A 15400-nucleotide genomic window follows, 5' to 3' on the forward strand; every position below is an offset into this window, starting at 1 on the left:
TCCTGTCTACCCTGCCCACGTTAACTTGGAAATGATAAACGCCACCATACCGATGGCTACCGCTAATTTAAAGATCAAACCTAGTGCCTGGCCGATCATAATACTCCTGGCTACACGGCCTGCCTTTTCCCTGTCACCAGTGGCTGCATACTCAGCCAGGTATCCAGCAGCAAACGAACCGCCAACAGCCCCGGCAATCGAACCCAGCCCCGGCATTATACCTGTGCCGATAATACCACCGAAAATACCGCCGATAAAAGCCGATACAATGGCTGCACGGGAGGCCTTCTCTTTCTTCGCCCCCATAGCCCCGGCCACAAACTCTGCTAATTCCCCCAAAAGCAATGCCCCCAAAAGGATGAGCAGTGCGGTAGTATTCATATGAACAAAGGTTTCCAGATAGCCATAGCCTAGTGCTGTGAATAATATCAACCAGTTGCCAGGCAGCCCAATAGCAGTCATGCCGATACCAATAACAGCGACAACAATTACAAGCAGATTAAGGGCGGTTAAACCTGCGTCCATAGTGTGCACTCCTTTTGTTTTGCCCTACGCTCTATTAAAAGCCCTGTGTGCAATATCTTTACGGTAATGCATCCCCTCAAAATTCACCTCAGGCACAGCCTTGTAAACCTTATCCACTGCTGAGCGGATATCATCCCCCACAGCAGTCACACCAAGTACCCGGCCGCCATTGGTAACAATAGCACCGTCTTTGGCTCCTGTACCGGCATGGAAAACCATGGCGCCCTGTGCTTCGGCCTGAGCAAGACCACTAATTTTATCACCTTTTGTATAGGTGCCTGGGTAGCCGCCAGCTGCCAGGACAACACAGACAGCTGCCTTGCTGTCCCAATTGATGCTTACGTCAGCCAACCGTCCATCGGCGCAGGCCTCCATAATATCTACCAAATCGCTGGCCAAAAGCGGCAGTACCACCTGTGTCTCCGGATCACCAAACCTAGCGTTAAATTCAATAACCTTCGGTCCCTGGGCCGTAATCATCAGGCCAGCATACAAACAACCCTTGTAGATTATGCCTTCTTGACGCATTCCGTCAATCACCGGCTGCAGCACCTCACGCGTGACCTGAGCCCGCACAGCGTTAGTAACAACCGGTGCAGGCGCATATGTACCCATACCACCGGTGTTAGGACCCTGATCATTATCAAATACACGCTTATGATCCTGAGCCGCAATCATCGGTGCCACAGTATACCCATCAGTAAAAGCCAAGAGTGACGCTTCTTCGCCATCAAGATACTCTTCAACAACCACCAGGTTACCGGCACTGCCAAACGCCTTCTCCCGCATCATCATATCAACAGCGTCAACGGCTTCGTCCACGGTCATAGCAACTACAACACCCTTGCCAGCAGCCAAGCCATCAGCTTTAACTACAATCGGTGCACCTTGCTTCTTTATATAGTCTATGGCAGTATCTGCATCAGTAAAAGCCGCTGAGGCGGCAGTGGGAATATTGTATTTATGCATAATGTCTTTGGCAAAAGCTTTAGAACCCTCTAGCTGTGCTGCCTGGCGGGATGGCCCAAATATTTTAAGGTTAAGAGCATCGAAGTGGTCAACAAGTCCGTTGGTCAACGGCAATTCAGGACCAACTACGGTCAAACCGATGTTATGTGCCAGAGCAAACTTGCCCAAAGCTTCATTATCAGTCATATCAATGTTTATACATTCAGCTATAGCCGCAATCCCAGGATTCCCTGGCGCGCAGTATATTTTCTCCACCCGTGGACTCTGGGCCAGCTTCCAGGCTAAAGCATGCTCGCGTCCGCCGCCGCCGATAAGTAAAATATTCAAAATATCACTCCTATAATATGTTTTCTCTAAAACCATCGTACAGCCATCAGGCCGAGATATTCCTTTATTGCCAACTGCGTGTTATAGAAAGCGTCAGCTCTGGGCCACAATTGGTGCCATTCAAAAATAAGCCGGGTATTTGTCTGATAATCAGTAGGGTATGGCGTTACGATCATGTTATACTTGGCAAATTGTTGAACAGACCGCTCCATATGAAAAGCTGAAGTCACCAAGACTGGACTGGTGAAGCCACGTTCTTCCAAGATCTCTTTGGTAAACCGGGCATTATCCGTAGTATTGAGACTCTGCCCTTCAACAATTATTTTGCTGTCTGAAACACCCAATCCAAGCAAAATGTGCCGGGCAATCTCAGCTTCTTTACCAGTATTGGCAAATACCTGTCCACCGGAAATAATGATCGGCGCACCTGTACTATAATGAAGCTGCGCCGCCGTCAAGAGACGGTTGGCGGCAGATCCTGACAGATGGCCCTTGCCATGAACATTAGGCGTATCTGCCGTTGCCCCGCCCCCCAGCATAACAATAACATCACCGCTTACGGTTTCAGGCGGATGGTAACGGCTCTCCAGGGACCGCATAAACCAATCCCCAAACAGGGGGGTAGAGATAAGATACAGCAGCCCGGTTATTACAGCCAGCGCCCGTACCCCTCGCTGTTTTCGCCTGTTCAACCAGACGCATAAGAGTGTCAGCGCAGCAATAAACAACCCTGGTGGCAACAGAAAAGTTATGTATAAGAACTTGATCAAGACCAACACGTAAAAATACCCCGCTTCTCAAATGCAGCACAGATACCCATAGTGGTATCAGAAAGACTTTTGCCGGCATCCCTGCCAGGCAAAAGTCTTTTAGTGCCGCTATTTCTTCTCAAGCTTAGCCCACGAATCCTTCAAGGATACGATACGGTTAAACGCCGGCATATCTGCAGTGGAATCGCGGTCAAGCGAGAAATAACCGTGCCGCATGAACTGAAAACGACTTCCCACTTGAGCTGTTTTTATGCTGGGCTCAACCAGGCAATCAGCCAGTACTTCCAAGGAATTAGGGTTTAGCGTATCAACAAAATCCTTAGCAGCCTCGCCCTCTTCTACCTCTTGATTGAGCAGCAGATAATCATACAGGCGTACCACGGCTTTTACCGCATGAGCGGCCGATACCCAATGCAACACACCCTTAACCTTGCGATTGGCAGTCCCGCTGCCACTCTTGGTATCAGGGTCATAGGAGCAATGTACCTCCACTATTTCACCAGTCTGCTCGTCTTTCACTACCTGCTCACATTTAATAATGTAGGCTTGTTTAAGACGAACCTCAGTGCCAGGTGCCAGGCGGAAGTATTTCTTGGGCGGATTCTCCATGAAATCATCCTGCTCAATATATATTTCCCGGGAAAACGGAATTGTCCGTGACCCCATATCCGGGTTCTCTGGATTGTTTTCAGCCACAAGCTCTTCCACTTGTCCTGCCGGATAGTTATCAATAATCAATTTGAGCGGTTTAAGTACTGCCATAACTCTAGGCGCTTTGGTATTAAGGTCTTCTCTAATGCAGTGCTCTAAGAGAGCAACATCAACAGTACTGTTGCTTTTGGCAACACCGATCCGGTCACAAAAGTCACGGAGAGATTCAGGCGTAAAACCCCGCCGTCTAAGACCTGATATTGTCGGCATCCGTGGATCGTCCCAACTGCTGACATAGCCCTCTTCAACCAACCGGCGCAGGTAACGCTTGCTCATAATTGTATTTGTCAGATTCAGCCTGGCAAACTCAATTTGCTGACATTGATAAATGCCTAATGCCTCAAGTGTCCAGTCATATAATGGCCGGTGATCCTCAAATTCAAGTGTGCAGATCGAGTGGGTTACCCCTTCGATCGAATCCGAGATAGGATGGGCATAATCGTACATGGGGTAGATGCACCATGCGTCCCCAGTACGGTGATGGGTAGTGCGGATAATGCGGTACAAAACAGGGTCACGCATATTAAGGTTAGGGGAAGCCATGTCTATTTTTGCGCGTAACACCCGGCTGCCTTCTGCGAATTCTCCGGCCCGCATTTTTTCAAACAGGTCAAGGTTCTCTTCCACTGTGCGGCTGCGATAGGGACTTTCTTTGCCAGGTTCAGTCAGCGTTCCGCGATATTGCCGTGTTTCCTCGGCAGACAAGTCGCAAACATAGGCTTTACCCTTTTTAATGAGTTCAACAGTATATTCATATATTTTTTCAAAGTAATCGGAAGCATAATACTTACGGTCATCCCAGTCAAACCCCAACCACTTTACATCTTCCTGAATAGAATCTACATACTCAACATCTTCTTTAGTCGGATTCGTATCGTCAAAGCGTAAGTTACATTTGCCCCCATACTTAAGAGCCAGTCCAAAATTTAAGCAAATTGATTTGGCATGCCCGATATGTAGGTAACCGTTCGGCTCTGGCGGGAACCGTGTGTGCACCCGGTTGCCATATTTCCCAGTCTTTATATCTTCATTGATAATGACTTCAATGAAATTAGCAGGAATGGCAGGATTGGCGGCAGGTTCTTTATCCACATGTGCAGTTTCGTTAGTCATTGCGAATCCTCCTTAGGGTATGTGTCCACTTTATATCCTTACATTATACAACATTACTGCTCTTTCCAAAAGCGAGTAAGCGGGTTTAATAATAGTTTTTTACAAAAAAATCCCTAACTAAACAAATAGTTAGGGATTTTGCGTGTAAGTCGGCTATTTAAATTTTAAATTTCAACACTGCCTGCTGCAATTCAGCAGCCATTTGGGCCAAACTTGACGAAGCTGCAGTAATTTCCTGGACACTGGCATTTTGTTCCTGGCTAGCTGCAGCCACTTGTTCAGAGCTGGCTGCGTTGAGCCGAGCCGCGTCAGCGATACTGTGAACAGCCTGTTCTACCTGCCCACTATGCCGCTCTTGCTCTTCTGTCAGTGCCACAATCCGAGTTACCTCACTGCGCACATTTTTTATAGCTGCATAGATTTCTTTGAAGGCAGCACCGGAGTTTTCCACTACCTGTACGCCAGCGGCTACTTCCCGGCCACCTTTATCAATGGCATTAACTGTTTCCACAGTTTCAGCCTGAATTGCTTGAATGATTCCGGCAATCTCCCGTGCTGCCGATTCTGACTGTTCAGCCAGTTTGCGAACCTCATCAGCAACTACCGCAAAACCGCGGCCCTGCTCGCCTGCCCGCGCTGCTTCAATCGCCGCGTTGAGAGCCAACAGGTTTGTTTGTCCGGCAATCCCAGTAATCACATCAACGATTTGTCCAATTTGACGGGACTTATCACCAAGCGCATGAATCATTTTGGTTGCCTGATTTACGTCCGCCTGGATTTGGTTCATTTTAGTAACTGCCATACCAATCTGATTTGATCCGGTTTCAGCAGCCCGTTCACTTTGCTCGGAAGCGGCAGCCACCGAATGGGCAGCCCGGCTGGTATTGCCAATGGACTCCACCATATCGCGGATCACCTGTGCTGAATTATCTGCCAGATTGACTTGGCTGTTAGCGCCTTCAGCCACACTTTGAATCGTAATTGCTACCTCTTCGGCCGCCTTGCCGACTTCACCAGACGACGCTGCCAGTTCTTCCGACGATGCAGCAACCGTCTCGGCAGTAGCCGAAGTTTTGGCCACCAGGCTCCGGAGTGAGCTTATCATTGTATTAAACGCATCGGTGAGCTGATTTATTTCGGCTACACCATGCACGTCGATGGTGTGAGCCAAATCGCCGTTTGCCACTTGATCAGCAGCATTTGCCAGTTTTTCAAGCGGTCTTACAGTATTACGCGCTACATAGTATGCGCTGATAAGCGCAATCAAAACAGCGAGCAGCGTCACAATCCCAGTCGCGAACGCTGAGTACATAACAGCCGCCATTACTTCGTTTAATGGCTCATAGACAATAACGCCCCAATTATTTCCTGGAATTGGCGAATAGGAAACAAGCGATTTTTCACCATGGGTTGAAACGGCTTCTACCGAACCATGCTGACCATCAATGACCTTTGTAATATAGTCATATGTAGTAAATGACTCTTTTTTGAGTACACGCTCTTTGTCAGGATGCGCAATTACCGTTCCTTTATTATCTACAATATCAACATAACCGGTCTGTCCAATATGTACATCATCAACAATTCCCCAGATAGCCTTCAGACTAACGTCAGCAGCCAGTACACCGACAATTTGGCCTGCACTATTTTTAATCGGAGACGCAATCGTTATACAGGGCGCATTGGTAAATGTTGAAATGTATGACTCTGTAAAAAATGTACTGTCCTTCATAGCTTCTTTAAAATAAGGCCTGTCCGCGCGATTAGCCAAATTACCCGAGGTTCTGGCAATTTGCATGCCTGACGTGTCCATAACAAAAACAAGTTCGAAAATTGGGCTCTTTTGCTTAACAGCTACAATCATTTCTTTAATAGCTGCAGCATCCATTGATTTCGCTGTCGGTGTTGCCGCCATGGTCTCATTCATAATACGCGCATCGTCTATCATCCGCGAAATTTCATTGCCAATCTGATTCGCAGTATTAAGGTTTGACTGGATGGTCGCTTCTCTAACCGAATTGGAATTTATATAGCCCCCGATAACACCGCTGACACAGGCGGGAACCAATGCAAATAACACAAGCAGCACGATTAATCTAGTTTTTAAACTATTGGTGACAAACAAAGCTTATTACCTCCATAAACCTTTATTACAGTAATCTACTAATAATTATAACCGTTGCAAATATTTTCAGCAATCGACATTTCCCCTAAATTAATACAATGTTTGTGTAGGATTTTGTAGTTTGTTGAAGTGTTATTCTGAATCGCTCGACTAGGTCTTTAATTAGCCATCACACGTTCCTAATGAGGGCGGCCTTTTTAAATGAAAAATTATCCTTGACATTATTTTTCAACAAGGTTTATAATTTGAACATAATTCAATTTATTGAGGTGCACTATGGCCAGAACTCCGCAAGATCCTCAAATTCGCATCACTGAAATTTTAGATGCTGCCGATCAGCTATTTTTCACCAAAAGTTACCAGGGAACAACCATCAAAGATATCGCTAAGAAAATGGGCGTTGCCCAGGGAATGCTGTATTACTACTTTAAGTCAAAAGAAGAGTTATTAGAAACCCTGCTTGATCGCCACGCCTCTGCCCTTATTTCGGAAATTAAAGAGATAACTTGTTTAAATAATAACACGCCCCCGCCTGAAAAAATGGCTTTACTGGTAGCTGCCGTGCTGCGTAAAACCAGTTATAAAGACGGATTGCTGCTCAATATGCTATATGATACCCAGAACCTGCATATTAAAGACAAATTGTTTCGTCAACTTGCTGTCTCGCTCTCACCCTGGTTATTGAATATCATCGAAGAAGGAACTAGGAATCAGGATTTTTGCGTATCTCATCCTCCGACTGCTGTGGATTACATCCTGATGATCATGGATTTTTTAAGTGAAGCACTCTATGAAAAAACATCTGCCGACATCTTGTTTTTTCGCCTGAGAATGGCAGAAGCGCTTATCGAAAAAGCGCTGGGCGCACAGGAAAAAACAATTCATATCAGACTAACCGGGCAAGTTAAAACATAATCCAGGAAAAAATTCCGCCATCCAAACAGCTATTGGGATGAGCGGTTTTTCCGGGCAATTAATTGAACTTAATTCAATTAATTGCCCGCTCCAGATCAAGGCTAAGCTAACCATTGTCATGGGAAGAAGTGAGTAAACTAGTAAAGGAGTAAAATCAATCATGCAAACAGTTATGCTATTCGATTACTTAAAAACAATCTCCAAAAAGAAATTATCTTATGTTTTGGCGGCAGCCGCCTTATGCATTGCCGGTATTCTTTTCTGGAAAGCTCACAGCCAACCCGCCGCCACAGTTGAAACCATCCCCCTGGTACGTACTGCCGTAGTCGGCGCTGCCGGGGGATTAAAGAACTATACATATGCCGGGGAAGTGCGCGGCCGCTACGAAAGCCAGCTTGCCTTTCAGGTGACCGGTAAAATCATTAAACGCAATGTGCAGCTCGGCAGTGTCGTCAATGCCGGCGATGTATTGCTCCAAATTGATCCAAAAGATCTGCAGCAGACGGTTAACAGCAGTTCGGCTCAGGTCCACTCCGCCGAATCACAGCTGAAGCTGGCGGAAAGCAACCTGCAGCGCTACCGCCAATTATTCGCTCAGAGCGCCATCAGCCGGGCCCAGCTGGATCAATACGAAAATGCTTATGAAGTGGCCCAGGCTGCCGTACAGCAATCATCGGCCCAATATGGGCAAAGTTCCAACCAATTGGACTACAGCCTGCTCTATGCAGATAAATCAGGTGTGATTTCCAGCATCAGCGCGGAGGCCGGGCAGGTAGTCAGCGCCGGTCAAACGATATTAACCATTGTCCAAAGCGGCGAACGCGAAGTGGAAATCAGTGTGCCGGAAAACCGCATCGAAGAATTACGCAAAGCAGCACAACTCACTATATCCTTTTGGGCTCTCCCTGATGTAAAAATCACCGGCAAAGTGCGGGAAATCGCACCCATGGCCGCTCCGACCACCCGCACCTACCAGGTGCGCATCGGTTTACTGAATCCACCGCCGGAAATCAAGCTCGGCATGACAGCTGCCGTAACTGTGAGCAGCGCCGGCGATCAAAATACCAACCTTATTTCCATTCCGTTATCGGCCATCTATCAGACCAATGATACTCCCGGCGTTTGGGTGGTGACCGATAACACCGCCCATTTGCGTCCTGTTCAAATCGGCGGCCTCGGTAATAACCTGGTGCAGGTGAGCGGCCTCCGTCCGGGTGAAATCATGGTTACGGCCGGCGTACACAAACTCCGCGAAGGACAGAAGGTCCGGGTATCGGAGGGTGACAGGCAGTGAAAACATTTAATTTAACAGAATGGAGCCTCAAACACAAACAACTGATCTACTATTTCATTACCGTCATTTTCCTGGGTGGACTTATTTCCTATCAGAATCTCGGCCGGATGGAAGACCCTGACTTTACGATCCGTCAGATGGTCGTATCGGTAAACTGGCCTGGTGCGACGGCCCGCCAGGTAGAAGAACAGGTAACCGACAAAATTGAAAAAAAATTACAGGATACGCCGGGGCTTGATTATCTGAAAAGCTATTCTGTTCCCGGGCAATCCATCATTTACGTATCATTGAAAGAGGACGTTGTTGTTGCAGACAAGGTGCATCCAACCTGGCTGGAAGTGCGCTATATGGTCAATGACATCAAAGCCACCTTGCCGCAAGGCGTAGACGGTCCCTATTTCAACGACCGGTTTGACGATGTATTTGGCTGCATCTATGCCCTGACCGGCGATGGCTACAGCTATGAAGATTTGCGGGAACGGGCGGAAAATATCCGCCGCCTGCTGCTGGCTGTTCCCAGCGTTAAGAAAGTCGATTTGGTTGGCGTACAGGCGGAGAAAATTTATATTGAAATCGAATCCGCCAAATTGGCGCAGCTGGGTCTTGCCCCGTCAGACATTACCGGTGCCGTACAGGCGCAAAATGCCATGACGGCGTCCGGCATGATCGATACAGCCTCGGATAATATCTATCTGCGTGTATCCGGCATGTTCGAAAATATCAATGACCTGAAAAATCTCCCGATGCGCTCCGGCGGCCGCACCTTCCACCTCGGCGATATCGCCAAAATTGAACGCAGTTACGTCGATCCGCCGGAGCCGAAAATGGTTTACAACGGTCAGCCGGCAATCGGGCTGGCGCTTTCAATGGAAAAAGGTGGCAATATTCTCGCCTTGGGCAAATCCCTGGAACAAACTGTGGCGCAGATCAAGCAGGAACTGCCGCTTGGGCTGGAGCTCTCTACAGTTACCAATCAGCCCACCGTGGTAAAAGAATCCATTAACGAATTCGTCATAACGCTGGCGGAAGCGGTAGCCATTGTCCTCTTAGTCAGTTTTGCCAGTCTGGGCCTTCATTCAGGTGTCGTGGTGGCGCTCTGCATCCCGCTGGTAATTGCCGGCGTGTTCATTACCATGCACATGCTGGGAATTGCCCTGCACAAAGTTTCCTTAGGGGCTCTTATCATCGCTTTGGGCCTGTTGGTGGACGACGCCATTATTGCCATTGAAATGATGATCGTAAAATTGGAGCAAGGTTGGAGCCGTTTTGACGCCGCTTGCCACGCCTATACCACTACCGCCTTTCCCATGCTGACCGGCACACTCATCACTTGCGCCGGTTTTATTCCGGTCGGTTTTTCCAAGGGAAGTGCCTCCGAATTTGTCGGCAGCATTTTCTCCGTCATCACCATTGCCCTCCTGATTTCCTGGGTAATCTCCGTGATGGCAGCCCCCTTGTTCGGGTATCATTTGCTGAAAATCGCTCCCGCCGACAACATAGCTGAGCATGATGCTTACAATAAACCATTTTATCGCCTGTTTAAGCGCTTGCTGACCTGGTGCCTGACCCATCGCCGACAGGTGCTGGTAGGTACCGTCCTCTGCTTTGCCGGCTCACTTTTCCTACTGGGACTGCTCAAGCAGGAATTTTTCCCAGCCTCGACCCGTCCCGAACTCATCGTGGAAATGCAACTGCCGGAAGGAGCCTCCCTGCAGGCAACCGACCGGGAAGCCGAAAAATTTGCAAGCCAGTTCGCACAGGATAATACCGTTATCAACTATACGTATTATCTAGGAGGGGGAGCGCCTCGCTTCGTTCTGACCGCAGACCCGCCTATAGAGAATTCAAATTTCGCCCAGTTTATTTTTGTAGCGAAAGATTTACAAGCTCGCATAGAACTGCAGAAAAAAGTCCAAAGGCTGTTTGCCACTGAATTTACCAACGTGCGCGGCCACACCAAGGTCATCCAAACCGGCACGTCCGACCCTTATCCGGTTATGCTCAGGGTCAGCGGTGCTGATCATGACAAAGTCCGGGACATCGCCGGACAAGCGCGGGACATCCTGTCCGCCGATCCCCACCTTACCGATATCAGCCTGGACTGGAATGAAAAAAACAAAGTCCTGCATCTGGACATTGATCAGGCCAAAACCCGTGCGCTGGGCCTCGATAGTCAGACATTGGCGGCTAGCCTGCAATCTTTGTTATCTGGAACGGAGGTTGGAGAATTCCGTGAAAAGGATAAAACAGTCGGCATTGTTTTTCGCGTCGATTCAGACAGCCGCAAGGATCTTTCCCGCCTTAAAGATCTCAATATTCACATTGGCGGCGGCCGATTTGTTCCTTTGGATCAAATCGCCAAAATCCGCTATGATGCCGAAGAAGGTATGATTTGGCGGCGTAATCTAACACCAACGATTACGGTCCGGGCCAATACCGCGGAAGGCGTATTGGGGGACGATGCGACGAGTGGCGCTTATGAAAACCTAAAAGAACTCCGCGCCTCACTGCCAGCAGGCTACAGTATTAAAATCGGCGGTTCCACGGAGTCAAGTGAAAAATCCATACTCTGGCTGCTCCAGCCCGTACCAGCGATGGTGATTATCATCATTACCCTGCTCATGTTTCAACTGCACAACATCCCCAAGATGCTCATGACGCTGCTAACGGCACCACTGGGAATGATCGGCGTCAGCACGGTGCTGCTGGTAACCGGACGTCCTATGGGGTTTGTCGTACAATTAGGTATTCTGGCACTTGCCGGAATTATCATCAGAAATTCGGTTATTCTTATTGATCAGATTGACCGGCATGTCGACGCCGGCGAACCGTTGTGGGATGCGATCATTAATGCGACCGTTAGCCGCTTTCGCCCCATCATGCTCACGGCCGCTGCGGCAATTCTGGGCATGCTGCCTTTGGTTTCCAGTATTTTCTGGGGACCGATGGCTGTCGCTATCGCCGGCGGGCTCTTTGTCGCTACCATTTTGACACTTATCATTTTACCGACCATGTATGCTGCCTGGTATAAGGCCCGACCATCTTATGAACAATATGAAACCATCGGCGGCAATGGTGAAATACAGGGTGATATGAATTGAAACGCTTCTTGCTGCTATGCCTTGTCACGTGTATGCTGGCATACCTTCCGGTCACAGGCTATGCCGGGGCGAAAGAAGATTATGAAGACGCCTATACCCTCTACCTTACCGCGGCTGCCAGCGCGGCAGCCTACAGCGGCCGGATCGGCGAGCTGGCCAATCGCTATCTGGAACAGGACGGCTGGCAAATTGATCATTACGTTCAGTCCCAGGGCCATACCGGCGCCCGCTACCTGATTGCTCACAAAGAAGGTGTCCCCTACTATCTTGCAGCCATTGTCGGCACGGAAAACGATAGGGATATTGAAACCGATCTCAAGTTTGATAAAGTATATTTCGCCGGCAGCAATGAGGAAGAATGCGCAGTCAATGCCGCTAAAAAAGATGTTCCTGGTACCGAACCTAAGGTTCACAGAGGATTTAATCAATTTGTACAAGCCGGCCTGTCAGCCGTCTTACGCAATCCCCGGCAGGTTAGTCTCTCGCTTCCTGACTTGCTCCTATCTAACCAAACCCGCAAATTGTACTTAACCGGCCATAGTCTCGGCGGCGCAGCCGCCACCTTGGCCGGAGCCAGACTGCTTAGCGTGGGCATCAACCCGGAGCAGTTAGAAGTCATTACTTTCGGCGCACCCGCCGTAGGCAATGCTGCGTTTGCCGCAAAGTTCGGCCCAAGCCTCCATCTGACACGGGTCGTCAATTCCGGCGACGTGGTAACCGGCGCCCTGCAAACTCTGCTCGGCGGCTACCGGCAGTTTGGCCAGGAAATTAAATGGCGCCCGCCTGATACAGTGGACGATGCTCATCAATTGATCGGCTACATAGATTCTGCAATAAAAAACTATTATGACAAACGCCGCCTGGCTGTTGCGGCCGGAGTGCAACTACCTATCCCGTCCGCTGACAAACAAATAAATCACGGGCGCGTCTATATCGCCCCGCTCGGCAATAACCTTCCTGCTGGATTGACGGAAGAATTTTCATACATGCAGGAAGCATTGCAGGATGAATACCAGCAGACATTACCGGACTATGTCACAGCTGATGATCAGGCTGACTGGCGGAAGACAGCCAGCGCCTCCGGCTGCCGGTGGGCCATTGTCTCCGACGTAAGTGCCCTGCGTGTCAAACAAGAAAAGAATATTTACTACATCACATTAACTCAAACTGTCTATGATGTCACAAGTGGTACCGCCGTCACCACCGCCACTTTTTCGACCGCAACCTATAACCTGACTCCCCTGGAAGCCTTCATTCATACTTTTAAAGGAATGCATGCTCACTTGATTGATCAGTTTGCAAAAACAATTTGACCTTCTTAATCATTTCGTGGAACCGCCGGCTACACTCTAACATGCTTACGATCCTCTTGCTTAATGTCTACACCCACAGGATATCCGACAGGCGGAAAGGAAAAAAATCGCCTCATAGCTCAATTCTTCCTTAAAAAACTTATAAAAAGCAATTCGGCTGCGTTGTTGTCACAGTTGTTGTCAAATTGCTATAAAAAACACAAAAAGAGCTTTACGAAAACCTCGTAAAACTCTTTTTAAAATATTATATGATGTTCCGCGCTATTGCTTGGAACTAAGCAATTCGCACCAATCAGACTTCGCCTTTCGGCTCGTCTTCTTGGCCTCTCTGCTTATATGGCGACCCCGGCAGGATTCGAACCTGCGACCTTTTGATTCGTAGTCAAATTTCGCCATCATTTTTCGTTTTCAAAACACCATTAATAGTTGATAATGCTGGATTTTGCGCGTTGACGCTTACATTCTGAATAGAATCTTTTTCTTTAGATTTTCTATCCTTAAGCATTTCCCCGATATAGGTTGAACCCAATATTAAAATCCCGCCAATAATCTGAGGGAGTGTTAATGTCTCTCCGACAAAGATCACACTGAATAGAATACCAAATAAAGGCTCTAAATAACTGTAGGACACTATTTCAACAGATTTCATATGTGTATAGAGGGAAAAGAACATGGTATAGGCCACACCAGTGTGTAATATACCCAATAGAATGGTATAAATAACTGCCATAGCATCCAAGTCTACAACCGTTAAAATATTTCCATCAATCAATACAAATGGCAGTAAAACAATCATCGCTGTAAATATTTGCACAAATGTAGCAGTTTGATTATCCACCCTGACTTTAATGCTGCGGTTAATAAGAACAATGGTTGCATACATCATCCCTGAAATAGCACTGAGTGCCATCCCCATGTACCCGTAACCTTCAAGTAAGTTATGACCTACAATCAGAAAGAGACCTAGAAACGAGGCGAAAATCACTGCAATTTGAATCTTTGAGATAGTCTCTTTTAATACCAATGGTGCAAATATCATTACATAAACCGGGCACATGTTGTAGATCACAACAGCAGATGAAATACTGGTATGCTTAAATCCATAGAACAAGGTTAACCAGCCAAAACCCAGTAATACACCTGAAATAAGATAGGGTTTTAAAAGCGACAATTCCACCTTATCTGTTTTTTTCATTTTCATTACAACAAAAAGAACCGGCAGTGCAATTAATGCCCTCAGAAAAGCCAAGCTTAATGCGGACAATGGAATGGAACTTGTAAATACCCCCAGACTCCCCCATATGATCATAACAAGTGCTAATTTAATTCTATTCATAGACACACTCCTTATCCTTGCTAAGTTTAGATTAGCTAAATAATAAGGAGCTGTATTGTATAAAATTGACACTATCCTTTTAATTGCTCTAAATATGTTACTGGTGTAATACCATACATTTTTTTAAATTCTCGAATTAAATGAGCTTGGTCATAAAATCTTAATTCCTCACAAATTTCAAACACGTCTACACCTTTACTTAATAGCCTTTTTGCTTCAGCTACTCGATATTGTAAATGGTATGCAGCAGGTGTAGTGACATATAATTTCTTAAAATTCCTTATTATTGTAAACTTATTTAGTCCGGTTATTTGCTGAAGTTTATCCAATGTTATAACGTCATTCACGTGATTTAATATATATTCATGGATCGTTTTGACAATATCTATTGTATTTGTTGTAGTAGTTTCCGGAATATCTTTTTCTCCAAACTCTATCAATAATTCAATAAGTATATTTTCCAATGTGTCTGGAATCTGTTCCGTTAGCAGCTGTTCAATAAAGCCTATTAATTTCTGAACCTGATTACCTGTTAACTTTTTTGCTTGATTAAAGCTTACTAAATCGCCATAGTAACCGGGATCAACAAATAACATAACATATGCCCAGTGATTGGTATCTTTCGGTGCACATCTGTGAGTCATCAATGGTGGAATAATGACACCATCACCTGTTCCATAAAGGATAGTCCTATCGTTCAATGTTAAATCAGTGGATCCTTCTATGATATACCCTAATGAAAGTTCATTATGAACATGAGCCTTATATTCATGGGGGTTGTTTCTACACCTCTTGATTTCCACGCCTTCAATAATGCTTCTGCTAAATTCCATATGTCTGTCTTTCTCAATACTGCTCATATAATCCTTGTCTGATATATTCAAAGTTCAAACACTTACCT

11 protein-coding genes are annotated in these 15400 nt (G+C 46.9%); 4 read left to right on the top strand and 7 right to left on the bottom strand.

What is annotated here, in order from left to right; translation table 11 throughout:
- Positions 1 to 6: 6 nt before the first annotated feature.
- From B9A22_RS05135 to B9A22_RS05155, 5 genes are all read right to left on the bottom strand, one after another.
- Positions 7 to 525: a DUF456 domain-containing protein gene (locus B9A22_RS05135; protein WP_084574627.1), complete on the bottom strand. Its 519-nt coding sequence runs from the start codon at positions 523 to 525 to the stop codon at positions 7 to 9.
- Between the two features lie 24 nt (positions 526 to 549).
- On the bottom strand, positions 550 to 1821 hold the full coding sequence (purD, locus tag B9A22_RS05140; protein ID WP_084574628.1) for a phosphoribosylamine--glycine ligase: 1272 nt from the start codon (positions 1819 to 1821) through the stop codon (positions 550 to 552).
- A gap of 26 nt (positions 1822 to 1847) precedes the next feature.
- Entirely contained in the window at positions 1848 to 2600 is a 753-nt protein-coding gene (locus tag B9A22_RS05145; RefSeq protein ID WP_084574629.1) for a YdcF family protein, read from the bottom strand.
- Between the two features lie 99 nt (positions 2601 to 2699).
- On the bottom strand, positions 2700 to 4415 hold the full coding sequence (locus B9A22_RS05150) for a glutamine--tRNA ligase/YqeY domain fusion protein (RefSeq protein ID WP_084574630.1): 1716 nt from the start codon (positions 4413 to 4415) through the stop codon (positions 2700 to 2702).
- 157 nt (positions 4416 to 4572) lie between these two features.
- Positions 4573 to 6540, bottom strand: a complete 1968-nt coding sequence (locus tag B9A22_RS05155) for a methyl-accepting chemotaxis protein (RefSeq protein ID WP_084574631.1) — start codon at positions 6538 to 6540, stop codon at positions 4573 to 4575.
- A 276-nt stretch (positions 6541 to 6816) separates the two neighbouring features.
- On the opposite strand from B9A22_RS05155, the gene B9A22_RS05160 reads away from it, so the two are divergent.
- From B9A22_RS05160 to B9A22_RS05175, 4 genes are all read left to right on the top strand, one after another.
- On the top strand, positions 6817 to 7455 hold the full coding sequence (locus B9A22_RS05160) for a TetR/AcrR family transcriptional regulator (protein ID WP_084574632.1): 639 nt from the start codon (positions 6817 to 6819) through the stop codon (positions 7453 to 7455).
- Between the two features lie 160 nt (positions 7456 to 7615).
- Entirely contained in the window at positions 7616 to 8749 is a 1134-nt protein-coding gene (locus B9A22_RS05165) for an efflux RND transporter periplasmic adaptor subunit (RefSeq protein WP_084574633.1), read from the top strand.
- Positions 8746 to 11850 carry an efflux RND transporter permease subunit gene (locus B9A22_RS05170; protein WP_084574634.1) on the top strand — a complete coding sequence of 1035 codons (3105 nt, stop codon included), beginning with the start codon at positions 8746 to 8748 and terminating at the stop codon, positions 11848 to 11850. The genes B9A22_RS05165 and B9A22_RS05170 overlap by 4 nt, the downstream gene beginning before the upstream one ends.
- A gap of 32 nt (positions 11851 to 11882) precedes the next feature.
- Positions 11883 to 13163, top strand: coding sequence for a lipase family protein (locus B9A22_RS05175; protein ID WP_245823802.1), 1281 nt, complete (start codon positions 11883 to 11885; stop codon positions 13161 to 13163).
- A 382-nt stretch (positions 13164 to 13545) separates the two neighbouring features.
- On the opposite strand, the gene B9A22_RS05180 is transcribed toward B9A22_RS05175, so the two are convergent.
- Together B9A22_RS05180 and B9A22_RS05185 are read right to left on the bottom strand one after the other, a co-directional pair.
- Positions 13546 to 14499 (bottom strand): DMT family transporter, encoded by a 954-nt coding sequence (locus B9A22_RS05180; RefSeq protein WP_245823804.1) that lies wholly within the window; start codon positions 14497 to 14499, stop codon positions 13546 to 13548.
- Between the two features lie 71 nt (positions 14500 to 14570).
- On the bottom strand, positions 14571 to 15383 hold the full coding sequence (locus B9A22_RS05185) for a helix-turn-helix domain-containing protein (protein WP_245823806.1): 813 nt from the start codon (positions 15381 to 15383) through the stop codon (positions 14571 to 14573).
- Positions 15384 to 15400: the final 17 nt, after the last annotated feature.

This window comes from Sporomusa malonica, assembly GCF_900176355.1.
GTDB classification, from domain to species: Bacteria; Bacillota; Negativicutes; order Sporomusales; family Sporomusaceae; genus Sporomusa; species Sporomusa malonica.

Excerpts from the sequence above, each read along its gene's own strand:
- B9A22_RS05135 (WP_084574627.1), bottom strand. The coding sequence starts at position 525 with ATGGACGCAGGTTTAACCGCCCTTAATCTGCTTGTAATTGTTGTCGCT.
- B9A22_RS05150 (WP_084574630.1), bottom strand. The coding sequence starts at position 4,415 with ATGACTAACGAAACTGCACATGTGGATAAAGAACCTGCCGCCAATCCT.
- B9A22_RS05160 (WP_084574632.1), top strand. The coding sequence starts at position 6,817 with ATGGCCAGAACTCCGCAAGATCCTCAAATTCGCATCACTGAAATTTTA.
- B9A22_RS05165 (WP_084574633.1), top strand. The coding sequence starts at position 7,616 with ATGCAAACAGTTATGCTATTCGATTACTTAAAAACAATCTCCAAAAAG.
- B9A22_RS05175 (WP_245823802.1), top strand. The coding sequence starts at position 11,883 with ATGCTGGCATACCTTCCGGTCACAGGCTATGCCGGGGCGAAAGAAGAT.
- B9A22_RS05180 (WP_245823804.1), bottom strand. The coding sequence starts at position 14,499 with ATGAATAGAATTAAATTAGCACTTGTTATGATCATATGGGGGAGTCTG.